Below are 20,170 nucleotides of genomic sequence, written 5' to 3'. Positions count from 1 at the left end.
CACCCGGCCGCCGCGTTCGCCGGCCTTCCACGGACTGGACGGTGACGGGGGCGACAACAGCGGGCGAAGGATCGGCGGGCGACGGATCAGCGGCCGGGCAGGTGGCCGGGCGGCAGGGTGGCGCGCAGCCGGCGGATCGTCCGCAGGACCTCGTCCCGGTGCTTGGCCGACTTCACCCAGGCGGGCAGCCGGGCGACCAGGCTCAGCGAGCCGGGGACCGCGGTGCGTTCGCGCAGGACGGCCCCGACGTAGGACTCCAGCAGGTCGAGGTGGGCGGGGTTGTACGCCCACAGCCGCCGGCCGCAGCAGTCCGCGTCCAGCCAGAGCGGCAGTCGGAAGTACGGGTCGACGGGGCCGCCGAACGCCAGGTGGTCCGGGAAGGCGTCCACGGCGTGTCCGCAGCCGCACCTCAGCCGCAGGCGGGTCTGCTCCCGGCCGCCGATCCACCGGGGCTCGCACGCGTCGCCCGGCCGCGCGAGGACGAGGGCGCAGCCGCCGCACTTCGGGCAGCGGACGAGCACTTCGTCGGCGAAGTCGTACAGCTTGGCCCCGGGGTCGGTGAACCGGCGCTGCTCCGTGGCGCCCGCCGTCCTGCCCGCCATTCCTGTCCTCCGTGCTGCCGACCGCTTGGCATGGTGATCATCTCATCGGTTCGGCGAACGGTCCGGCCTCCGGTCAGCAGCGCGCCCAGAGCCCGGCCAGGTGCGCGTGCAGGACCTCCTCCGCCTCCCCCACCGTCCGGTGCCCGACCAGGACGTGCGTGGTGAGCCCGTCGGCGAGGGCGAGCAGCGCGCGGGCCTCGGTCCGCGCGACGACGGCCCCGCCCGCGGACGCCCCGCCGATCACCGATCCGCCGACGGCCGCCCCGCCGACGGCTTCCGTGACCAGCCGCACCATCAGTTCCTCCAGCGCCGCGTAGCTGCTGCGCAGGGTCGCCGCCAGCGCCGGGTTGACGGCGGCCCCGGCGACGAAGGCGAGCCAGATCCTGGCCTCGGCCCGGTGTTCCTCGCGCAGCAGCGCCACCTCGCCCGCCACCAGCCCGAGTTCGCCGGCCGCCGACTGCGCGGGGCCGGCCGCGAGCCGGCTCCGCACCCGCTCGGTGACCCGCTCGCCGACGTGCGCGAGCGCGAACAGCAGCATCTCCTCCTTGGTGCGGAAGCAGCGCTGGACGGCTCCCATCGAGACCTCCGCCCGGGTGGCGACGTCCCGCAGGGTGACGCCCTCCAGCCCGTGCTCGTCCACCAGCAGGCAGACGGCCTCGGCGATCCGCCGGCGCCGGCCCTCGTGGTCCACCTGCTTGGGCATCCCCGGTCTCCCTCCGCGTTCCTTCGGTCCTCGTCGGTCATCGTCGGTCACCGCTGGGCACTGTTGGGCACCGCTGGGCACCGTTTTATTCGATGCAAGCGTATCGGTTTCCGGACTATGGTGATTCCGTTCCGATGCGGTCGCATCGGAACCAGGCCGAGGAGAGCCGAGGAGAACTCCCATGCCCCTGTGGAGCAAGTCCGCCGTCGAACTCGCCGCCGCCGTGCGCAAGGGCGAGGTGTCGGCACTGGACGTGGTGGACGACCACCTGGCCCGGATCGCCGAGGTCAACCCGTACCTGAACGCCGTCACCCAGCTGCTCGCCGACCGGGCCCGCGCGGCCGCCCGGGAGACCGACCGCCGCCGGGCCGCGGGCGAGGAACTGGGTCCGCTCGCGGGCGTGCCGTTCACCGTGAAGGAGTGCACCCCGATCGCCGGCGTGCCGACCACCTTCGGCAGCCCGCGCTTCCGCGACCACGTCGCCGCCGCCGACGCCGTCCCGGTGGCCCGGCTGCGCGCGGCCGGGGCGATCCCGATCGGCCACAGCAACCTGCCGACCCTGATCCTCGCCGGGATGCACACCCGCAGCGAGCTGTACGGCGACACCCGCAACCCGTGGGACGCGGGCCGCACCCCCGGCGGCAGCAGCGGCGGGGACGGCGTGGCGGTCGCCGCCGGCATGGCCCCGCTCGGGCTCGGCAACGACTCCGGCGGCTCGGTCCGCGTCCCCGCCTCCTTCTGCGGGGTCGCCGCCCTCAATCCGACCACCGGCCGGTTCCCCGCCGACCAGCGCCTGATCGGCCCGGACGACCCCGGCCCGGCCTCCCAGGTCCTGGTCGCCGACGGCCCGTTGGCCCGTACGGTCGCCGACCTGCGGCTCGCCTACGAGACGCTGGCGGGCACCGACCCGCGCGACCCGCGCGCCGTGCCCGTCCCGCTGTACGGGGAACCGCTCGCCGGCCCGGTCAAGGTCGCCGTCGTCGCCGATCCGGGCGGTCACGGCAGCCACGGCGGCCACGGGGTCCACCCCACCGTCCGCCGCGCCGTCGAGACCGCCGCCGACGCGCTGCGCGACGCCGGGTACGACGTCCGGGAGGTCCCCGACGTCCCGCGGATGGAGGAGGCGCTCGACGCCTACCACCGCCTCGCCGTCACCGAGTTCGCGCCGAGCTGGCCCGTCGTGCGGCAGCTGCTCGGCGAGGGCGGCGACCGCTACATCGAGCTGATGATGCACGGCGCCCGGCCCGTGGACGCCCCCGGCCTGATCCGGCTGATGAGCGTCTGGATGAGCGTCCGCCGCTCCTGGACGGAGTTCCTGCACGAGTACCCGCTGCTGCTGGGCCCGGTGTTCACCGAGCCGCCGGTCGAGCCCGGACTGGAGTCCCGGGACCAGGCGGGCCGCGACCGGGTCGACTCGGCCATGCGGCTCTGCTCGGTGACCAGTTTCGTCGGCGTGCCGGCCGTCGCCGTCCCCACCGGCCTCGCCGCGGACGGCCTGCCCACCGGCGTCCAGCTCGTCGGCCGCGCCTTCCGGGAGGACCTGTGCCTGGCCGCCGCCCAGGCCGTCGAGGACCGCCTCGGCACCCTCACGCCGATCGACCCCGTGCGGTAGCGGCCCTCTGGGCCGTCGCGGTTCCGGGGCCGTCGCGGTTCCGGGGCCGTCGCGGTTCCGGGGCCGTCGCGGCTCCGGGGCCGTGGCGGCTCCGGGGCCGCGCCGCCGGCTACGCCCCCGGCAGCCCCGGCACCACCAGCCCGCTCTCGTACGCGATCACCACCGCGTGGGTCCGGTTCTGCGCGCCGAGCTTGCCCAGCACGTTCCCCACGTGCGTCTTGACGGTCTCCTGGCTGACGGCGAGCGCCTGCGCGATCTCCGGGTTGGACAGTCCGGTCGCCATCAGCCGCAGCACGCCCTCCTCCCGCCCGGTCAGCGCCGCCCGGGGCAGCGCCTCGGCCGAGTCCAGCGGCCGGGCCGCGACCATCCGGCTCAGCGCGGCGGGGAACAGCACCGCCTCCCCCGCCGCCGCCACCCGCACCGCCTCGGCGATCTGCGGGACGGGCCGCCGCTTCAGCACGAAGCCGCTGGCGCCGGCGCTCAGCGCGGCGGTGACGTAGGCGTCGTTCTCGAAGGTGGTGATCACCACGACCTTGGGCGGGTCGGCGTGCTCCCGCAGCAGTTCGCGGGTGGCGTCGATGCCGTTGCGGCGCGGCATCCGCACGTCCATCAGCACCACGTCCGGCCGCAGCAGCCGGGCCTGCTCGACCGCCTCGACGCCGTCGGCGGCCTTCCCGACCACCGTGATGCCGGGCTGGGCGCCGAGCAGGGTGCCCAGGCCGCTGCGGGTGAGGGGGTCGTCGTCGGCGATCAGGACGGTGACGTCGGACGGCGCGCCCGCGTCGGGGCCGGCGCCGCTCACGCCGACCACCGCATCGGCAGCCGGACCGCCAGCCGCCACTGCCCCTCGCCGTCCGGGCCGGCCTCGAACTCGCCGTGCAGCAGCCGCACCCGCTCGGCCAGCCCGGGCAGGCCGTGCCCGGAGGTCGGGAAGCCGCTGGCGCCCGGTCCGCCGGCCGCGCCCGCCGTCCCGTTGACCACGGTCAGCTCCAGTTCCTCCGGTCCCGCCGTCACCCGCAGCTCGATCGGCCCGCCGTTGCCGTGCCGCAGCGCGTTGGTCAGCCCTTCCTGGACGATCCGGTAGGCGGCCCGGGAGAGGGTGCCCTGCACCTGCGCGAGGTCCCCCGTGGTCCGCGGTGCCACGACGGCGCCCGCGTGCCGCAGCCGGTCGATCAGCTCGGGCAGGTCGGCGAGGGTGCGGGTCGGGGCGGTGCCGGTCTGCTCCTCGCGCAGTGCGCCGAGCACGTAGTCGAGGTCCTCCAGCGCGGCCCGGGTCGATTCCTCGATGCTGCGCATGGCGGCCCGCGCCGCCGCCGGGTCGTCGGCGAGCACCTCGCCCGCGACGGCCGCCTGGATGGTGGCGGCGGTCAGGGTGTGCCCGATGGAGTCGTGCAACTCGTGGGCCAGCCGGTTGCGTTCGGCCATCAGCCGCTCCCGCTCGGCGGCCAGGGCGAGCCGCTCGGCGGGCGAGGGTCCGAGCAGTCGCGGCGCCAGCCACCGCAGTGCCCCCGACGCCCCGGCGAGCAGCATTGCCCCGAGGACCAGGCTGAGCGCCCCGATGACCCACGACCAGACCCCGGTCACGTCCGCGCCCCAGCCGAAGAGGCTGACCCGGGCCGAGCCCTCCACCCATCGTCCCGGCAGCGTCATCCCCATCACGAGGAACGTGCTGCCGCCGATCAGCACCGTCCACCCGAGCGCCACGTGCGCCACCACGAACGCCGGCGTCCGCCAGCGCTCCGCCGCGGCCCCCTTCACCGGGGTGGGCACCGCGACGCCCAGCAGTCGCCGCGCGCCCGCCGCCAGCACCCGGCGCACCGCTCGGGGCAGCCCGGCCACCGCGAGCAGCACCGCCCACAGCGGCAGTGCCAGCCAGACCGTGTCCGGCCGCCCGGACACCCCGAGCGTCATCCCGAGCGCCACCATCGCCACCGGCAGCCCGGCCAGCGCTCCGAGTACCGCGAACAGCACCCCCGTGTAGGTCGACCTGCGCAGCAGCAACCGCATTCCCTTGATCATGTTCGCCAGTATCACCGGCCTCCTCGCCCCCGCCCTCCCCCGATCGAGGGAGGAGCTCCGGCGGCCTCCCCCGGCGACCCGTCGGGGGCACATCGGCGGTCGCCGGGGGGTCGGTGGGGGTCTGCGAGGGGTCGGCGGGGGGGTCGGCGGGGGCCGCCGCGAACTCGGCCGGATCACGACCACCCGTTCGCGTGAATACGGGTCGAAGCCGCCGCCAGGCCGCCGGAGTTCCAGACCATCGCATGAATGACGATCAATCAAAAGCTCTTCCGACAAGGCCTTTTGGCGACCGCTTCCACCGTCGCGGCACTGGCCGCGACGGCCGCCCAGGCCGCACCCGTCCAGCGGGACGACGGCCCGCACCGCTACAGGGTGTCCATCCGGAGCGCCGGGGCCTGGGCGCTGCCCGCCGGCCTGACCTCCTTCACGGTGTACGCCCGGGGGCCCGGCGGCGGCTCGTCCGGCCGGGACGGTCGGCCCGGTGGCGGCGGCACCGAGGGCGACGACGGCCCGCCGGTCGCCGCCCGGTAGCGCAACCCGCGCACCGAGGAGGGCGGGGAGCAACGCGCCCCCGCCACTCTCGGCTCCCCCGCCGCCCTCGGCGCACCCCGGCCGGCGACGCGCGCCGGGAGGGCGGCCCGGGCGCCCGCCGCCCGGGCACCCGCCACAGCCGTCCGACATCGCACGAGACCGCCCCAAACCGTTCGGAACCGCTCCGCCGCCACCCCGCGGACGCGCCCAAAAGGGGTGTGATTCCGGCCGATTCGGCGATCGCCCTGCCAACGAACCGACCGTGGATGAGACTTGGCCGTCGGACCGGGAACCCGACCGACCCGACTCCGACGGAGCATCAACTCTCTTGATCCACTTGATCGTTGACACGACAGGAGTTTCCGGATGGCCGGTTCCCCCACCCTTCGCAGAGCCGCCCCGGCCGCCGCCGCGGCGGCCGTCGCCCTGCTGCTCGGCCCGGTGCCCACGGCCGCGGCGGCCGACCCGGGCGCACCAGTGCCGACCCCGTACCTGCTGCCGCTGCCCGCGAACGCCGCCCCGCTCAGCTCGGTGTACGGCCTGAACGACGCGGGCGACATCCTCGGCGAGACCTACCTGAACATCCCCAACCAGTTCGCCCCGCGCGCGCTCCGCTGGAACGCCCACCGGTCCGGCGTCACCACCCTGGAGCCGCTGCCCGGCGAGGTCGCCACCCGCCCGGGCTCCCTGAACGCGTCGGGCGTCGCGGTCGGGGTCTCCTTCGCCACGCTGACCGACAACCACCCGGTCCGCTGGGCTACGGACGGCACCCCGACCGCGCTGGAGCTGCCGGCCGGGGCCCGCGGCGGCAGCGCGTCCAGGATCAACAACGCCGGTGTGGTGATCGGCGGCTGGTACGACTCCGGCTACCGGTCCAAGCCCTTGAAGTGGCAGGCCGACGGCACCCGGGGCGACCTGCCGCTGCTGCCCGGCGACGGCACCGGCTCCGCCTCGTTCATCAACGACGCGGGCTTCGTCATCGGCTGGTCCTCGGGGTCCGTCGGCGGCGAGTCCCGGACCCGGACGGTGATCTGGAGCCCGTCGGGCGACGTGACGGCGCTCCCGCTCCCCCCGGGGATCGACGCGGCCGGGGTCGTCCGGATCACCAACGACGGCGTGATCCTCGGCCAAGGACGGCGCGCGGGAGGCACCGAGTTCGACCGGGTGGTGGCCTGGGACGCGAACGGCACCGGCCGGGACGTCGCCCACGGCCGGCTGAGCTCCGTCAACAACGCGAACACCGTCGTCGGAACGACGTTCGGTGCCGACCGCTCCGAGCACGCCGCGCGCTGGACCCTGGACGGCACGCTGACGCTGCTCGACGACCCGGCGGGCCGGCAGGCCTGGGCGAGCACGATCAACGCCGCGGGCACGACCGTCGGTTTCGCGGAGGGTCCGACCCCGTACCGCCGCACGCCGGTGCTGTGGCGGCCCGACGGCACTGCCGTGCCGCTCCCGCCGTCCTCGCTCAGCCCCTACGCCCGGGCCCTCCTCGTCAACGAATCCGGGGTGATCGCCGGGGATGCCACCTGGTACGACGCGCCGAACGCGCAGGACCTCCCGCGCGCGATGATCTGGAAGCCCTGATGGCCGCGGCCCGCCTCCACCTCGACCCCGACCTCGACCTCGACCTCGACAGGACGGACGCGACGGACGCGACGGACGCGACGGGAGTCCGGACGACCGGCTCGCGCCCCGCGCGCCCCGCGGCCCTCGCCGCCGCGGCGGCCCTCGTCGCCACCGCCGCGTCCGCCGCCCTGCTGCTCGGCCCGGTGCCCACGGCCACGGCGGCCACGGCGACCGCTCCGGCCACTCCGCTGCCGGCCCCGCGGTTCCTTCCCGAACCGCCGGGCACCGCCTACAGCCTGGCGCGGGGCCTGAGCCGCGACGGCGCCGTCGTCGGCGAGTACTACTCGGACGTCTCCGGCCAGTTCACGCCGCGCGCCGTCCGCTGGCATCCCGACCATCTCGGCTACACCGTCCTGGCGCCGCTGACCGGCGACCTGTCCAGCCGCCCGGCGGGGCTCAACGGCGCGGGCACCGTGGTCGGGGCCTCCTACCGGACGATGTCCGACAACCATCCGGTCCGCTGGGCCCCGGACGGGACCGCCACGGCGCTGGCGCTGCCGGCCGGTGTCCGCGGCGGCAGCGCGGCCGCGGTCAACGACGCCGGCGTGGTGGCCGGCGGCTCGTACGACGACACGTACCGGTCCAAGCCCCTGAAGTGGCAGGCCGACGGCACCAGGGTGGATCTGCCGCTGCTGCCCGGCGACACCGCGGGCTCGACCGCCGCCGTCACCAACGCGGGCGTCGTCGCCGGCACCTCCGAGCGGAGCCTCGGCGACGGCCGCTCCCAGGAGACCCCGGTGCTCTGGAGCCCGGCGGGCGCCGTGTCCGCGCTCCCGCTGCCGCCGGGCCTCGACGGGGCCCGGGTGGACGGGATGACCGACGACGGCGTGGTGCTCGGTCACGGGCGGCGCACCGGAGGCACGGAGTTCGACCGGGTGCTGGTGTGGACGCCCGGCGGCGCCGTCCGCGACGCCGGCTACGGTCGGACGAGGGCCGTCAACAGCGCGGGCACCGTGGTCGGGGCGACGTTCGACGCCCACCGCTCCGCCTTCGCCGCCCGCTGGAACCCGGACGGTACGCAGACCCTGCTCGGCGGCCCGGCGGGCCGGCAGAGCGAGGCGATGGCGGTCAACGGCGCGGGAACCGCCGTCGGCGAGGCGCAGGGCCCGGACTGGAACCGCACCACGGCCCTGCTGTGGCGGCCCGACGGCACGGTCGTGCCGCTCCCGCCGTCCCCGCTCAGCCCGTACGCCCAGGCGCTGTTCGTCAACGACGCCGGGGTGGTCGCCGGGAACGCCGTCGCGCTCGACGCGGCCGGCGAGCCGGTCGCGGCCCACGTGATCGCCTGGAGGTCCTGACGGTTCGACGGCGGACGGCCGTCCGGTCCTCGGACCGGGCGGCCGTCCTCAACCGCGCCCCGGTGCCGGCGGGCCTGCGCCTGCTCCGCCCGAACGATCCCTCAATACGATCACCCGATCGGCCATTTCCGCAGGTCGCAGCGGCACGTCTGACGAACCGTTAGGCCTGTTCGGATGGCGGCGCCGATTGCGGGGGGTGGCGGGGCATGGCTGTCTGGTTCTGGCAGGGCCGACCGGCGCTGCCGACTGTTACCCCGTACTCCCTGGAGGAGACCATCATGCGTGCCCTCAAGCGTGTCCTGGCCGTCAGCGCCCTCACCGTCCCGCTCGTGATCGGCGCCGCCGGCCTGGCCTCGGCCCACGGCAGCATCGACGCGAACTACGGCAAGGGCTTCTTCACCGCCAACGAGAACGGCGCCGGCCTCGCGGCCGTCGAGTCCCACGTCGGCCCCGACGGCGTCGAGCACGCCGACTTCTGGATCTGGGCCGACGACAACGGCGTCACCGGCTCGTTCACCGGCTCCGGCGCCACCGCCCACGAAGGCTGACGAACCCTGCACGATCGGACGTACGGGGCGGCCCCGGGACAGGGCCGCCGCTGATCCGGATCCTGGAACGACGAAACGGCCGGTCGACCGCGAGGTCGACCGGCCGTTCTCATGGGCCCGCCCGGAGGGCGCCTGCTCCGCCCGAACGATCCTTCAATACGATCACCCGGTCGGCCATTTCCGCAGGTCGGAGCGGCGAGCCTGACACATCGTCAGGCCCGTTCGGATGGCGGCGCCGATTGCGGGGGCCGGCGGGGCATGGCTGTCTGGTTCCGGCAGGGCCGACCGGCACTGCCACCTGTTGTCCCGTACTCCCTGGAGGAGACCATCATGCGTGCCCTCAAGCGTGTCCTGGCCGTCAGCGCCCTCACCGTCCCGCTCGTGATCGGCGCCGCCGGCCTGGCCTCGGCTCAGGAAGGCCTGGACGCGAGCTGGGGCAGCGGCCAGTTCATCGTCAACCAGAACGGCGCCGGTGTCGCGGCCGCCGAGTCCTCGGTCAGCCCCGAAGGCGTCTCGCACGCCGACTTCTGGATCTGGGCCGACGACACCGGCGTCTCCGGCTCGTTCACCGGCTCCGGCGCCACCTGGCAGGAGGGCTGACGAACCCCGCCCCACCGGGGGTGCGGGCTCCAGGCCGGGCCTGATCCGGTCCCCGGAATGACGAAAAGGCCGGTCGGCCGGGAGGTCGACCGGCCGTTCAGCTGTTCTCCCCGGCCGGGCCGCCGCGACCCGGTTCCATCCGGACGAACTCGCCTGTGGGCTAAGGAAGTCGAGGACCCGAAGGAGGGCCGGGGCGCCGGTGCCGATCCTGGTTCGCGGCCACCGCAGCCGCTGCGGTCGCCGCGGCCGCCGCCGAGGCGAATGCCGTGGCGTTCGCCTCAAGATGGCCGACCTGCGTGGTGCCGGTCAGGACGACCGCGCGCCGGAAGGCCGCCGTGTGGAAGGCGAAGGGGTTGCCGGCGCCGGCGAGCGCACCGGACGCCATCGGCCGGTTGAGCAGGGGCAGGTGCGAACGCCCGGCCTCGCCGTACGCGGCGGCGAAGCCGGCGTTGGCGGGGTTGGCCGGGAACTGGACGGTGTCGAAGACGTCGACGGCGAGCGCCGCCCGCAGGGCCTCCTCGGAGGAGACGCTGACGCCGACCGCTCCCACCTCCCCGGAGGCCCGCAGGCCCTCGAACCAGGCGAGGAGGCGCTCGTCCCGCAGGTCCTCGACCGCGCACTTGTGGAGTTGCAGGAGGTCGACGCGCCCCAGCAGCCGGCGGGACCGTTCGAAGCTCGTCTCCAGGGCTCCGGGCGAGTGGTCCGGACGGGCACCCTCCGGGGCCGGCCAGGTCTCGCCGCACTTGGTGGCGATCACCAGGTCGTCGCGTCGGCCGGCGGGCAGGTCCGCGAGGTACTCGCCGAGCACCGCCTCGCTCCGGCCGTACGCGGCGGCCGTGTCGAAGAAGCGGATGCCCAGGTCGATCGCCCGGTCCAACAGGGCCCGGGCCTGTTCGGGGGGACGGACCGCGGAGTCCGGGGCGGGCCAGGGACGGCCGATGCCGATCAGGCCGAGCCCGAGTTCGACTCCTCGGATCCGGTCGCCCATCGCCCTGTCCACCACTTACGCCTCCGGACGACAAAACGGCCGGTCGATCCGAAGATCAACCGGCCGTTCGCTGTGCGCGAGGGGGGAGTTGAACCCCCACGCCCTTTCGGGCACTGGAACCTGAATCCAGCGCGTCTGCCTATTCCGCCACCCGCGCATCTGGGTGATGAGGAAAACTATAGACCATCTGGTGGGGTGCCTCCGACCACCCCGGGGCGAACGGGCGGGAGCCGCCCCGCACGCGGGGGTGCGGGGCGGCGGCCGGGGCGGGCTACGGCCTCGGGGCCCGGAGGTGGCGGGCGAGGTAGCCGGTCCAGGTCCGCTGGAAGCTCTCCGCGAGCTGCGACTCGGGGGCGAACAGGTCGAAGGCGTGGTAGGCGCCGGGGTACAGGTGGAGTTCGACCGGGACGCCGTGGGCCCGCAGGCGCATGGCGTAGTCGAGGTCCTCGTCGCGGAAGCAGTCCAGTTCGCCGACCGCGATGAAGGCGGGCGGCAGCCCGGCGAGGTCCTCCGCGCGGGCGGGGGCGGCGTACGGGCAGACCTCGTCGGTTCCGGCGCGGTCGCCGAGGACCGCCTGCCAGGCGAGGCGGTTGGTGGCGCGGTCCCAGATGCCGATGTCGGTGATCTCGCGGCTGGACGCGGTCCGGTCGCGGTCGTCGAGCATGGGGTACATCAGCGCCTGGAACAGCGGTGCCGGGCCGCCGCGGTCGCGGACCAGCAGGGCGGTGGCCGCCGCGACTCCTCCGCCGCCGCTCTGGCCGGCGATGCCGATCCGGGCGCCGTCCAGGCCGAGCGCGGGCGCTTCGCGGACGAGCCACCGGTGGGCGGTGTAGCCGTCCTCGGCGGCGCCGGGGGCGGGGGTCTCGGGGGCGAGCCGGTAGTCGACGGCGGCGACGGCGCAGCCGAGCCGCGCGGCCAGCTGCTTGAGCCAGGGGTCGTCCTGGGCGGCGAAGCCGAGCACCTGCCCGCCGCCGTGGAACCAGAGCAGCACCGGCAGCGGGCCGGTGGCGGTGGTGGGCCGCAGCAGGCGGACCGGCACGTCCGGGCCGCCGTCCGGCCGAACAGCGCGGTGTTCCTCCACCGTGACGGACGGCTCGTCGGGCGTGGCGGCGGCGACGGCCGCGGCGAAGGAGCGGAGGGTCTCGCGGGTCGCGGCGATGTCGGTGAGGTCGAAGGCGCCGTGGGGGGTCATCGGGACGGCGTCGAGGGCCCGGCGCAGTTCCGGGTCCATCAGCAGGCGGGGGGCGGGCCCGGTGGTGTCCGTTGCCATGGCCGCTCAGCCCCGGAACTCGTCGATGACGACCACACCGGTCGGCCCGTACGTCTCCAGGGACTCCAGCACCGAGCCCGCCTCGTGGAGGCCGACGGTGCGGGTGACGATCCTGCCGGGGTTGAGGCGGCCGGCCTCGATCATGTTGAGCATCGTGCCGAACCGCTGCCCCTGCATGCCGAAGGCACCGAGGATCTCCAGCTCCTTGACCATCATGACGTCGATCGGCAGCGGGACGTCGCCCCGCTCGGCGCCGGTGGTGTGCCCGAGTTGGAGGTGGCGGCCGCGGGTGCGCAGGGAGAGCACGGAGTTCCGGCAGGCCTCGGCGATCCCGACGGCGTCGACGGACACGTGGGCGCCGCCCCGGGTGAGGGTCCTGACGGCCTCGGTCGGCTCGTCCACGGCCGCGTTGACGGTGTGGACGGCGCCGAGGGCGCGCGCGGCGTCCAGCTTCTCCTCACTGATGTCGATCGCGATGACGTTGGCGCCGGTCGCGGCGGCGATCTCCACCGTGGACAGCCCCATGCCGCCGCCGGCCCCGTACACCGCGACCCACTCGCCGCCGCGCACCCGGGCCTGGTCGACGACGCCGTGGAAGGCGGTCATGTAGCGGCAGGCGAGGGCGGCGACATCGACGAAGCCGACGGTGTCGGGGACCCGGACCAGGTTGACGTCGGCGAAGCGGACCATGACGTACTCGGCGAAGGCGCCCCAGTAGGACACCCCGGGCACGAGGGAGTCCACGTGCTCGCACACGTGCTGGTTGCCGCTGCGGCACATCTCGCAGGACCCCTCGCCGGGGTTCATCGGGAAGATGACGCGGTCGCCGTCCCGCCAGTCGCGGACGTCCCGGCCGACCTCCACGACGGTGCCGGCGAACTCGTGGCCGAGCACGAACGGGGGCTGGACCTGCGGCCCGCCGGTCCAGAAGTCCCCGGCCCACAGGGCCCAGTCGGTGCGGCAGATGCCATTGGCGCCGACGCGCACGATCGCGCCGTCCGGCGGGCAGACGGGGTCGGGCACCTCGCGGACGACGAGGGGCTTGTGGAGTTCTTCGATGACTGCGGCGCGCATGGACGCGACCTCCTTGGTAAATGTCCACCGGTTGAAGCGGTGGACTTGGAAGCTATGCGGAGGCGAGGAGTCGTGTCAACCGCATAGAGTGGTGGACATGAGCGATGGGGACGGCCGACGAGAAGGGCGCCAGCGCGCCAGGACCGACTTCCGGTTCGACGACGCACGACTGTGCTTCGCCTTCGCCGGCACACTGGCCGACCGCGGCAAGGACGTGCAGGTGGAACGGCTCGCCGGGCCGGAGGACCTGAGCCGGTGGGGCGTGGAGAGCGGCTGCACGACGGTGGCGCCGAGCTGCGGTGAGGCCGAACTGGATGATGCGCGGCGGCTGCGCGAGGCGATCCAGCGGATCGGCGTCGCACTGGCGGAGGGGACGGCGGCTGATCACGAGGACGTCGCGGTGGTCAACAGGGCAGCGGCAGAACCGACTTCGGTGCCCGCGCTCTCGGCGGATGCGGAGTCCGTGCGCTGGGACGGGGACGGCGTGGCGGCGGTGCTGTCGATGGTCGCGCGGGACCTGATCGAACTCTGCGGATCGGAGCAGCGGACGCGCGTCCGCATCTGCGGAAACCCGGACTGCGGAACGCCGTTCGTGGACACGTCCCGGGCGGGCGCGAGGCGCTGGTGCTCGATGAAGACCTGCGGCGCACTGGTGAAGAAGCGGGCCTACCGGGCGAAAGCGAAGTAGCCGGGGCAGGAGACGCAGCGGGGCGGGGCACCGGTCGGCGCCCCGCCCCGAGGGGTGTGGAGGGGTGGATCAGCCCTCGATCGGCAACTCACCGGCCCGAACGGCATTGATGAACGAGCCCCACGAGGAGTCGGGGAAGACGAGGGCCGGTCCCTGCGGGTCCTTGGAGTCACGCACCGGAACGAGGCCGGGGAATCCGGGGGCTACCTCGATGCAGTTGCCGCCGTTGTCGCCGCTGTAGCTGCTCTTCCGCCAAGCGGTCGCGGCGAGCTCGTTGCTCATCATCCTTGAAACCCTCCAGCGCTTCGGCAATCAACCGAAGCGAGTCGAACTCTGACAGACATTCGGCGCGGAGCTGATCATAGCGACGCTGGTGCTTGGCCACGACGTCGGAATCGTCGCTCAGGTGCCCCCGATCGAGGCTCTCCGAGTACACCGAGCGCCGCCCATCCGGCAGCTCCAGCAACACCATAGCCGCGTTGAAGACGACTCGACGGGCCGAGAACGGCGCCACCTGAAGGACGATGTTCGGGAGCTGCGCCACTCGCAGCAGGTGTTCCATCTGGCTTCTCATCACATCCGGTCCACCCACGACCGTTCGGATCGCGCTCTCGTCGAGAATGACGAGCAGCAACGGCCCATCAGGTTCGAGAAAGCGACTCTGCCGACTGAGTCGGGCCCTGGTCAGCTCCTCAATTTCCTCCGGCTTGCCAGCCGCAATGCCACTGGCGAACAGCGCCTGCGCATACGTTCTGCACTGCAGCAGGCCGTACATCATGCTGTCCTGGTACGCGCGCAGCCCGATGGCGATGGACTCCTGGTCCGCGTAGTCCTGGAACCAATCCGGGTGCTCGATCGAGGCGTTCCAGTCGACCCGCCCGTACAGGCGCATGAGCAGGTCGCCGGTGTTCAGCAGTTGCCCGAGCTCCTCGACCTCCTCGACCGAGGGCTTCCGCCGCCCGCTCTCCGTCCGCGAGATCACCGTCCGGTCGAGGTGGAGCAGTTTGCCCAGCTCCTCCTGGGTGAGGCACGCCAACTCGCGCGCATAGCGGACCTCTTCGCCGAACATGATCGCGGAGCTCGCCGTCGGTCCGCGCTTGATCTTCCGGTGTGCCATCACTGCTCCCAGCTGTGCGTCACGTGCTCAACACGTGGATCTGGGCGTCACCGTACTCCCACGGGCCGATCATTGATACCGGAACGCAATCATCTGCATGCGCAGCGTGAATGCGTGCGCTCTTGTCGCACTCCCCCTCCGCCCCCTCCGAGGTACCCCCATGCTCAAAACGCACCGTCGCCCCCGCATGTTCGTCGCGCGCCTCGATTCCCGTATCGAGTCCACGCCGCTGGCCCGGTACTTGCTCCAGGCCTACCTCTCCGCCCTCCCCGCCGGCGACCGCTACTCGGACACCGCCGAGCTGTTGCTCGGCGAGTTGTTCGCCAACGCCGTCCAGCACTCCGACGCCCCCGACGACTGTCACATCGAGGTCCGCTTCACCGTCACCGGCTCCCGCCTGCGGCTGGAAGTCCACGACGCTGGCACCGACCACCCCACCCTCCACACCCCGACCCCCAACGACGAACACGGCCGCGGCCTGCTCCTCGTCAACGAACTCGCCGAACGCTGGGGCAGCGCCAACCGCCCCGGCGGCATCGGCAAGTACGTCTGGGCCCACATCGCCCCCACCCCCGGCCCCGCCCTCGTCACCGCCTGAAAGCACCAACTCCCATGCACCTCACCACCCTCGCCGGCCACGCCCTCTCCCGCGGCCGCACCCCCGCCGACACCTACGCCCTCCTCGCCCGCCGCACCCACAAGCCCCTCCCCTCCGCCCGCGCCGTCTGCCTCGCCCTCACCATCCCCCTCGCCGAGACGACCCGCCGCCTCCACGAGTGCCACGACGCCCTCCTCGCCAACCCCCGCCAGGGCTCCGAGACCGACACCGGCGAACTCCTCGAAGCCCTCGGCGTCTTCGACGTCCCCAAGTCCCTCACCGACACCGAACTCGCCGTCGTCGACCTCTTCCTGCTCGCCATCGACGCCATGGGCGGCATCCGCCCCGGCCACCAGCACGGCCTGCACCGCTGGTTCACCACCGGCAACCTCACCGCCGCCTACCTCTCCCTCGCCGCCGCCCGACCCATGCCCCGCACCGGCAACCCCACCACCTACTGGACCGCCCTCGTCACCGCCGGCGAACTCCTCACCACCACCCCCAACCCCGACACCCGCATCAAGTACGCCCTCGCCCACTGCCGCACCCAAGCGGCGAAGGGCCTTTCCGGGTAGTGCGATGATCATTCGCTGAGTACTGTGTGCCGTCGAACAGTTGGGCAGCTGTTCGACGGCTGCCCCCGTACGACGTGCATGCCGCCGACGCACGGAGGTCAGAAAGTGAGCAGACAGATGCAACCGACGTTCGTCCTGGTCCACGGAGCCTTCGCGAACTCCTTCTCCTTCGCGCCGCTCCAAGCCGAACTCGGCCTCCTCGGGCACCGGTCCGTCGCCGTCGACCTCCCGGGGCACGGATTCGCCGCGACGTACCCGGCCGCCTACCAGGCGCCGCAGGACCTCGAAGGGCTCGCCACCGCGCCCGGCGCCATCAAGGGCGTCACCCTCGCCGACAACGTCGCGCACCTCATCGGGATCCTGGAGCGGGCCAAGAGCAACGGGCCCGTCGTCCTCGTCTCCCACAGCCGCGGCGGCCTGACGGCCACCGTCGCGGCCAACCAGCGGCCCGACCTGATCGACCGCATCGTCTACGTCTCCTCCTGGGCCCCCGTCGACCTCCCCGTCGGCGCCTACTACGCCGAGCCCGAGATGGCCACGGCCGACGCCGCGGGGATGGCGGCGGCGCTCGTCGGCAACCCCGCCGAACTCGGGCTGCTGCGCTGCAACTTCCGCACCGCCGACCCGGGCGTCCTCGCGGGCTTCAAGGCGGCCTTCCTCGCCGACGGCACGGACGACCAGTTCATGGTCTTCCTCAACTCCTTCCAGCCCGACGAGAACCTCGACACCGGCACCCCCGACGACCGGGCGCAGGCCGACACCTGGGGCAGCATCCCCAGGACGTACGTCCGCCTGACCGAGGACGCCGGCATCCCGCTCGCCATGCAGGACCGGATGATCCGCGAGGGCGACGCCCTCACCCCGGACAACCCCTACGACGTCCGCACGCTCCCCGGCAGCCACCTGAAGTGGCTGGTCGACCCGGCACCGGCCGCCCAGGTCCTGGGCGAACTCGCCGCGCTCCTGCCCACCGAAGCCTGACCGCTCCGTGACGCCTCCCGCGCGGACGTAACCACGCCCCTCCGACCTGGCCACCAGCGCCCCCGCCCGTAGCCCCGCACAGGAAGTCGGCCCCGCCGACTTCCTGTGCGCCGGACGCCCCGGCTCAGGCCTTCGTCCTGACCGGCCTCGCGGCCCACCTCGCCCGCAGCCGGCGCACGCCGCCTCGCAGCCACCCGGTCCACTCCCTGGTGAAGACTGCCTCCATGCGAGTGAAGTGCACCCGGATCATCGATCCGCAGAGCGACGAGACGATCGCGACTCACCCCGCGATACACGTGGGCGGTGTCTACCCGGTCCTGGAGATGATGACCGGACCCGACTACTGGATGATCCGCGTCCTCGACGACAGCGGGAACGACCCCGGCTCGTTCTGGGATCCGGCGATGTTCGAGACCGTCGACGCCCACCTGCCCTCCAGCTGGACCCTCGTCCTGGAGAACGGCCGCATGCGGCTGGCCCACGCCCTCTGGCAGCGCCCGAACTTCTGGAACGACTACTTCGACAACGACCCCCGGGCCCTGGCGGACTTCCGAGCGGCCAAGCACGAGCTGCTCGACGGCACCGATCGATGACCACCGATCGATGACCGCGAACGGTCTGTGCGCTCCCGGGCACACGGCGGTGCGCTGACGACCAACTCCGGTGGCACGAAGGCTCCTAGGCTCACGCCGCGACAGGACTTACGCCCCCCTTCATCCGGAGAGACCGAGAAGACCGTGCTGAAGAAACTCTGCTCCGCCCTGCTGACCCTGGCCATCTCGATGGGCCTGGTGACGACGCTCAGCGGCACCGCGTCCGCGACCAACTACCAGGTCATCGACTGGCACATCTCGAACATCACCGCGGGCGGAAACACCAACCACCAGAACTACTGGAACCTGATCGACGCCATCCACCGGTACACCTACGGCGATTCGACCGGCCTCAACGGCGTCACCGAGACCACCACCGAGCACGGCCGCCTGATCCAGGTGCGCGTCCTCGACACCAACAACGTCCACCTCGTCTCCGTCTACCTCTGGGCGAACGACCTCTACGTCGCGGGCTTCTACGCCCCGCAGACCAACTCCCACTGGGCGTTCCAGGACCGGCTCGGCGAGTTCCAGAACGCGCTGGGCGTGACGGTGCCCGCGAACCGCCGCATCGCCAGCGGCAACTACAGCAACATCCCGGGCGGCAACGAGCGGGGAAGCCTCGTCCTCAACCCCGAGCACATCTACAACGCCATGCGCACCCTCGGCCGCGCGACGGCGTACAACGACGCCACGGGCCGGGCGCTGCTGACGGCGATCCAGATCTTCTCGGAGGCGGCACGCTTCGGCGTGGTCTTCGACGTCGTCCGGGGCAACATCCAGGACCCCAACCGGAACCGGCCGCTGAACTACTTCGACTCGGTGCGCGGCAACATCCTCGCCGCCAACGTGGAGAACCAGTGGGGGCAGATCAGCGAGTTCATCCGCAACGCCCGCAACGACCCGTCCACGGCGACCATCTCCATCATGGGCCACACCGTCGCCACCATCGCGGCCGTGCTCTACTACATCGGCTTCATCGAGGCCAACGGCGCCATCATGCACAAGCCCAGGTAGGACGAAGCCCCGGGGCGGCCCACCGGCACCGACCGGCGGGCCGCCCGCCGCCGCCCCGCATCCCTAGCCCCACCAGCTGACCAGCCGGGCGAGCAGGACCGTCACGGTCGCACCGCCCGCCGCCGCGGCCATGCCCCGCACGAAGTGCAGGCCGACCGTCCGACGAACGACCCGCCACCGCCGGCGGCGGCCCGCCCCACTGGTCCGACCGCGCTCACTGCACCAGGCGACCATCACGCCTCTCCTCTCCGGAAGACAGCCGCCTCTCGCGGCCCGGTTCAACCCTGGCCGCAGCCGACGGCGGCGCCACGCCCGACCGATGGGACCCGACGAAGCCGGAAGTCGGCTGCCGGGAAACGGCGTTCGCCTGACAGCGAGGCGCCTCCGGTCCATGATGAACGGACATCAACGGACGAAATCTGACGGCTCATCGAGGGCGGCCTGTGGCGGGGATCGTCATTCCGACCGGCGAGAAGCTTCCGCCCGGACCGCGGAGGGAACTGGTCGAGGCCCTGCACGGGCTGTACCGGGGCGCGGGCAAGCCCAGCCTCCGCGAGATCTCCGACGGCATCAGGCGGCGCGACGACCTGCCGACGACGGTGAGCCACGACACCGCGAGCCAGCTGCTGCACGGCGTGACCGTCCCCTCCTGGGCCCGGGTGGAGTCCATCGTGCGCTTCCTGGCCGACGCCGCCGTCGGGCGGCAGAAGCCGGATCCGGAGGCCGAGGTCGAGCGGTTCCACCGGCTCTGGCTGGCCGCCGAGGACGAGGACCCGGCCGCACCCACCCAGCCGTCCACGGCGGACACGGAGCTGTGGGCGGACCTTCGGTCCCCCGACCCGGAGCGCCGCATCGCCGCCCTCTACCGCCTGGAGCGCCTGGCCTGGCGCCCCGCGACGCCGGGCCGGGAGGCCCCCGCCCGTTCCTGGCCGTCCGTGCTGGCCGACTTCCTCCGGGCGGGCCGCCCGCTCGGAGGACCCGGCAGTCCGGCTCCGGCTCCGGCCGAGGACGTCCAGGTGGCGGCACTGATCCTGGGCCGTCTGCCCGGTCGGCATTTCGACAGCCATTTCGACCTCTCGGGGCTCGATCTCCGGCACCTGACGTGGGAGGGGGCCCGGCTGTGGCGCGCCGACCTGAGCGGAAGCCTGCTGTCGGGCGGTGACCTGCGGCGTGCGCAGCTGGGAGAGGCCCGACTCGTGGAGACGGCGCTCGCCGACGTCGATCTGGACGTCGCCGATCTCTTCTCGGCCGACCTCACCCGCTGCGACCTCACCCGCGCGAGCATGGTCGACGCCTCGCTCAGGCACGCGAACCTGTCCGACGCCGTTCTCCTGGAGACGGACCTGGACAGTGTCTCGGCGCACTTCGTCACACTGGTGGGATGCATGGCCGACCGGGCCGACTTCCGCCGCGCCGACCTGACCCAGGCCAAATTCACCGGAGCCGTCCTGACGAACTGCAGCTTTCTCCACGCCAAGCTGGTCGGCGCGTTCTTCACCGATGCCGATCTGAGTGGCAGCTCCTTCACCGGCGCCGACCTCTCCGGGGCTTTCTTCACCAGGAGCACCCTGGCCACGGCGCAACTGACGCCCGAGCAGCTGGCGTCCGTCGAGGTCGTACGCGATTCCGACGGGTCGAACGTCCCCGCCTGATCCCCCGCCGCGGGGGGAGGGGGGTCCGTCGAATTTCTTTTTTGTAAGGCCGTCCCCTTTGGAGGTCCCGAGCGG

The 20,170-nt window shown here is 73.2% G+C and carries 23 protein-coding genes and 1 tRNA gene; 13 read left to right on the top strand and 11 right to left on the bottom strand.

Annotation, left to right across the window (positions count from 1 at the left end; all coding sequences use genetic code 11):
* Nucleotides 1-86: 86 nt before the first annotated feature.
* Together ACFVGO_RS06415 and ACFVGO_RS06410 are read right to left on the bottom strand one after the other, a co-directional pair.
* Nucleotides 87-602: a hypothetical protein gene (locus ACFVGO_RS06415; RefSeq protein ID WP_380358141.1), complete on the bottom strand. Its 516-nt coding sequence runs from the start codon at nucleotides 600-602 to the stop codon at nucleotides 87-89.
* Nucleotides 603-675: 73 nt separating this feature from the next.
* On the bottom strand, nucleotides 676-1,305 hold the full coding sequence (locus ACFVGO_RS06410; protein WP_380630968.1) for a TetR/AcrR family transcriptional regulator: 630 nt from the start codon (nucleotides 1,303-1,305) through the stop codon (nucleotides 676-678).
* A gap of 181 nt (nucleotides 1,306-1,486) precedes the next feature.
* Between ACFVGO_RS06410 and ACFVGO_RS06405 the strand changes: the two genes are divergently transcribed.
* Nucleotides 1,487-2,917, top strand: a complete 1,431-nt coding sequence (locus tag ACFVGO_RS06405) for an amidase (RefSeq protein WP_380630967.1) — start codon at nucleotides 1,487-1,489, stop codon at nucleotides 2,915-2,917.
* Between the two features lie 109 nt (nucleotides 2,918-3,026).
* Here the strand turns inward: ACFVGO_RS06405 and ACFVGO_RS06400 are convergent, their stop codons facing one another.
* Both ACFVGO_RS06400 and ACFVGO_RS06395 read right to left on the bottom strand, forming a co-directional pair.
* The gene (locus tag ACFVGO_RS06400) at nucleotides 3,027-3,719 is read right to left on the bottom strand and encodes a response regulator (protein WP_380358134.1); all 693 of its coding nucleotides are present in this window, start codon (nucleotides 3,717-3,719) and stop codon (nucleotides 3,027-3,029) included.
* Complete coding sequence (locus ACFVGO_RS06395; RefSeq protein ID WP_359913584.1) at nucleotides 3,716-4,936, bottom strand: histidine kinase; 1,221 nt, start codon at nucleotides 4,934-4,936, stop codon at nucleotides 3,716-3,718. Before ACFVGO_RS06395 ends, ACFVGO_RS06400 begins: the two co-directional genes overlap by 4 nt.
* Nucleotides 4,937-5,182: 246 nt before the next feature.
* Here ACFVGO_RS06395 and ACFVGO_RS06390 point away from each other — a divergent pair, with 246 nt between their 5' ends.
* The 5 genes from ACFVGO_RS06390 (at nucleotide 5,183) to ACFVGO_RS06370 (ending at nucleotide 9,542) form a co-directional block, all read left to right on the top strand.
* Nucleotides 5,183-5,467 (top strand): hypothetical protein, encoded by a 285-nt coding sequence (locus ACFVGO_RS06390; protein WP_359913581.1) that lies wholly within the window; start codon nucleotides 5,183-5,185, stop codon nucleotides 5,465-5,467.
* Nucleotides 5,468-5,833: 366 nt separating this feature from the next.
* Nucleotides 5,834-7,054 carry a hypothetical protein gene (locus ACFVGO_RS06385; RefSeq protein WP_380630966.1) on the top strand — a complete coding sequence of 407 codons (1,221 nt, stop codon included), beginning with the start codon at nucleotides 5,834-5,836 and terminating at the stop codon, nucleotides 7,052-7,054.
* Nucleotides 7,054-8,394: a hypothetical protein gene (locus ACFVGO_RS06380; protein ID WP_380630965.1), complete on the top strand. Its 1,341-nt coding sequence runs from the start codon at nucleotides 7,054-7,056 to the stop codon at nucleotides 8,392-8,394. Before ACFVGO_RS06385 ends, ACFVGO_RS06380 begins: the two co-directional genes overlap by 1 nt.
* Before the next feature lie 206 nt (nucleotides 8,395-8,600).
* Nucleotides 8,601-8,942 (top strand): hypothetical protein, encoded by a 342-nt coding sequence (locus ACFVGO_RS06375; protein WP_359913572.1) that lies wholly within the window; start codon nucleotides 8,601-8,603, stop codon nucleotides 8,940-8,942.
* Nucleotides 8,943-9,272: 330 nt separating this feature from the next.
* Nucleotides 9,273-9,542, top strand: a complete 270-nt coding sequence (locus ACFVGO_RS06370) for a hypothetical protein (protein WP_380630964.1) — start codon at nucleotides 9,273-9,275, stop codon at nucleotides 9,540-9,542.
* Nucleotides 9,543-9,702: 160 nt separating this feature from the next.
* Here ACFVGO_RS06370 and ACFVGO_RS06365 read toward each other — a convergent pair whose 3' ends face one another.
* The 4 genes from ACFVGO_RS06365 to ACFVGO_RS06350 form a co-directional block, all read right to left on the bottom strand.
* On the bottom strand, nucleotides 9,703-10,530 hold the full coding sequence (locus tag ACFVGO_RS06365) for an aldo/keto reductase (RefSeq protein ID WP_380630963.1): 828 nt from the start codon (nucleotides 10,528-10,530) through the stop codon (nucleotides 9,703-9,705).
* A 73-nt stretch (nucleotides 10,531-10,603) separates the two neighbouring features.
* Nucleotides 10,604-10,687 (bottom strand) — tRNA-Leu (locus ACFVGO_RS06360).
* 114 nt (nucleotides 10,688-10,801) lie between these two features.
* Nucleotides 10,802-11,800, bottom strand: coding sequence for an alpha/beta hydrolase (locus ACFVGO_RS06355; protein WP_359913566.1), 999 nt, complete (start codon nucleotides 11,798-11,800; stop codon nucleotides 10,802-10,804).
* A 6-nt stretch (nucleotides 11,801-11,806) separates the two neighbouring features.
* Complete coding sequence (locus ACFVGO_RS06350) at nucleotides 11,807-12,874, bottom strand: alcohol dehydrogenase catalytic domain-containing protein (protein WP_359913563.1); 1,068 nt, start codon at nucleotides 12,872-12,874, stop codon at nucleotides 11,807-11,809.
* Nucleotides 12,875-12,971: 97 nt separating this feature from the next.
* Here ACFVGO_RS06350 and ACFVGO_RS06345 point away from each other — a divergent pair, with 97 nt between their 5' ends.
* Entirely contained in the window at nucleotides 12,972-13,562 is a 591-nt protein-coding gene (locus tag ACFVGO_RS06345) for a CGNR zinc finger domain-containing protein (RefSeq protein WP_380630962.1), read from the top strand.
* A gap of 69 nt (nucleotides 13,563-13,631) precedes the next feature.
* Here the strand turns inward: ACFVGO_RS06345 and ACFVGO_RS06340 are convergent, their stop codons facing one another.
* Both ACFVGO_RS06340 and ACFVGO_RS06335 read right to left on the bottom strand, forming a co-directional pair.
* Complete coding sequence (locus ACFVGO_RS06340) at nucleotides 13,632-13,775, bottom strand: DUF397 domain-containing protein (protein WP_359913615.1); 144 nt, start codon at nucleotides 13,773-13,775, stop codon at nucleotides 13,632-13,634.
* Nucleotides 13,732-14,679 (bottom strand): helix-turn-helix transcriptional regulator, encoded by a 948-nt coding sequence (locus ACFVGO_RS06335; RefSeq protein ID WP_359913557.1) that lies wholly within the window; start codon nucleotides 14,677-14,679, stop codon nucleotides 13,732-13,734. The genes ACFVGO_RS06340 and ACFVGO_RS06335 overlap by 44 nt, the downstream gene beginning before the upstream one ends.
* 187 nt (nucleotides 14,680-14,866) lie before the next feature.
* Between ACFVGO_RS06335 and ACFVGO_RS06330 the strand changes: the two genes are divergently transcribed.
* The 5 genes from ACFVGO_RS06330 (at nucleotide 14,867) to ACFVGO_RS06310 (ending at nucleotide 18,443) form a co-directional block, all read left to right on the top strand.
* Nucleotides 14,867-15,277 carry an ATP-binding protein gene (locus ACFVGO_RS06330; RefSeq protein WP_380630961.1) on the top strand — a complete coding sequence of 137 codons (411 nt, stop codon included), beginning with the start codon at nucleotides 14,867-14,869 and terminating at the stop codon, nucleotides 15,275-15,277.
* A gap of 14 nt (nucleotides 15,278-15,291) precedes the next feature.
* Entirely contained in the window at nucleotides 15,292-15,852 is a 561-nt protein-coding gene (locus ACFVGO_RS06325) for a hypothetical protein (RefSeq protein ID WP_380630960.1), read from the top strand.
* A gap of 117 nt (nucleotides 15,853-15,969) precedes the next feature.
* A complete protein-coding gene (locus tag ACFVGO_RS06320) occupies nucleotides 15,970-16,833 on the top strand; it encodes an alpha/beta fold hydrolase (RefSeq protein WP_359906705.1) in 864 nt (287 codons plus the stop codon).
* Between the two features lie 224 nt (nucleotides 16,834-17,057).
* On the top strand, nucleotides 17,058-17,426 hold the full coding sequence (locus tag ACFVGO_RS06315; protein ID WP_380357624.1) for a hypothetical protein: 369 nt from the start codon (nucleotides 17,058-17,060) through the stop codon (nucleotides 17,424-17,426).
* A 144-nt stretch (nucleotides 17,427-17,570) separates the two neighbouring features.
* Nucleotides 17,571-18,443 carry a ribosome-inactivating family protein gene (locus ACFVGO_RS06310; RefSeq protein ID WP_380630959.1) on the top strand — a complete coding sequence of 291 codons (873 nt, stop codon included), beginning with the start codon at nucleotides 17,571-17,573 and terminating at the stop codon, nucleotides 18,441-18,443.
* Between the two features lie 63 nt (nucleotides 18,444-18,506).
* On the opposite strand, the gene ACFVGO_RS06305 is transcribed toward ACFVGO_RS06310, so the two are convergent.
* Nucleotides 18,507-18,677, bottom strand: a complete 171-nt coding sequence (locus ACFVGO_RS06305; protein ID WP_380630958.1) for a hypothetical protein — start codon at nucleotides 18,675-18,677, stop codon at nucleotides 18,507-18,509.
* A gap of 209 nt (nucleotides 18,678-18,886) precedes the next feature.
* Here ACFVGO_RS06305 and ACFVGO_RS06300 point away from each other — a divergent pair, with 209 nt between their 5' ends.
* A complete protein-coding gene (locus ACFVGO_RS06300; RefSeq protein WP_380630957.1) occupies nucleotides 18,887-20,095 on the top strand; it encodes a pentapeptide repeat-containing protein in 1,209 nt (402 codons plus the stop codon).
* The last annotated feature ends 75 nt before the right edge of the window (nucleotides 20,096-20,170 follow it).

It is taken from the genome of Kitasatospora sp. NPDC057738, from assembly GCF_042798815.1.
Classification (GTDB): Bacteria; Actinomycetota; Actinomycetes; order Streptomycetales; family Streptomycetaceae; genus Kitasatospora; species Kitasatospora lactacystinica.
This window is presented reverse-complemented; position numbering and strand designations above follow the sequence as displayed.

Excerpts from the sequence above, each read along its gene's own strand:
- ACFVGO_RS06415 (WP_380358141.1), bottom strand. The coding sequence starts at position 602 with ATGGCGGGCAGGACGGCGGGCGCCACGGAGCAGCGCCGGTTCACCGAC.
- ACFVGO_RS06410 (WP_380630968.1), bottom strand. The coding sequence starts at position 1,305 with ATGCCCAAGCAGGTGGACCACGAGGGCCGGCGCCGGCGGATCGCCGAG.
- ACFVGO_RS06405 (WP_380630967.1), top strand. The coding sequence starts at position 1,487 with ATGCCCCTGTGGAGCAAGTCCGCCGTCGAACTCGCCGCCGCCGTGCGC.
- ACFVGO_RS06395 (WP_359913584.1), bottom strand. The coding sequence starts at position 4,936 with ATGATCAAGGGAATGCGGTTGCTGCTGCGCAGGTCGACCTACACGGGG.
- ACFVGO_RS06390 (WP_359913581.1), top strand. The coding sequence starts at position 5,183 with ATGACGATCAATCAAAAGCTCTTCCGACAAGGCCTTTTGGCGACCGCT.
- ACFVGO_RS06385 (WP_380630966.1), top strand. The coding sequence starts at position 5,834 with ATGGCCGGTTCCCCCACCCTTCGCAGAGCCGCCCCGGCCGCCGCCGCG.
- ACFVGO_RS06380 (WP_380630965.1), top strand. The coding sequence starts at position 7,054 with ATGGCCGCGGCCCGCCTCCACCTCGACCCCGACCTCGACCTCGACCTC.
- ACFVGO_RS06375 (WP_359913572.1), top strand. The coding sequence starts at position 8,601 with ATGGCTGTCTGGTTCTGGCAGGGCCGACCGGCGCTGCCGACTGTTACC.
- ACFVGO_RS06370 (WP_380630964.1), top strand. The coding sequence starts at position 9,273 with ATGCGTGCCCTCAAGCGTGTCCTGGCCGTCAGCGCCCTCACCGTCCCG.
- ACFVGO_RS06365 (WP_380630963.1), bottom strand. The coding sequence starts at position 10,530 with ATGGGCGACCGGATCCGAGGAGTCGAACTCGGGCTCGGCCTGATCGGC.
- ACFVGO_RS06355 (WP_359913566.1), bottom strand. The coding sequence starts at position 11,800 with ATGGCAACGGACACCACCGGGCCCGCCCCCCGCCTGCTGATGGACCCG.
- ACFVGO_RS06350 (WP_359913563.1), bottom strand. The coding sequence starts at position 12,874 with ATGCGCGCCGCAGTCATCGAAGAACTCCACAAGCCCCTCGTCGTCCGC.
- ACFVGO_RS06345 (WP_380630962.1), top strand. The coding sequence starts at position 12,972 with ATGAGCGATGGGGACGGCCGACGAGAAGGGCGCCAGCGCGCCAGGACC.
- ACFVGO_RS06335 (WP_359913557.1), bottom strand. The coding sequence starts at position 14,679 with ATGGCACACCGGAAGATCAAGCGCGGACCGACGGCGAGCTCCGCGATC.
- ACFVGO_RS06330 (WP_380630961.1), top strand. The coding sequence starts at position 14,867 with ATGTTCGTCGCGCGCCTCGATTCCCGTATCGAGTCCACGCCGCTGGCC.
- ACFVGO_RS06325 (WP_380630960.1), top strand. The coding sequence starts at position 15,292 with ATGCACCTCACCACCCTCGCCGGCCACGCCCTCTCCCGCGGCCGCACC.
- ACFVGO_RS06320 (WP_359906705.1), top strand. The coding sequence starts at position 15,970 with ATGCAACCGACGTTCGTCCTGGTCCACGGAGCCTTCGCGAACTCCTTC.
- ACFVGO_RS06315 (WP_380357624.1), top strand. The coding sequence starts at position 17,058 with ATGCGAGTGAAGTGCACCCGGATCATCGATCCGCAGAGCGACGAGACG.
- ACFVGO_RS06305 (WP_380630958.1), bottom strand. The coding sequence starts at position 18,677 with ATGGTCGCCTGGTGCAGTGAGCGCGGTCGGACCAGTGGGGCGGGCCGC.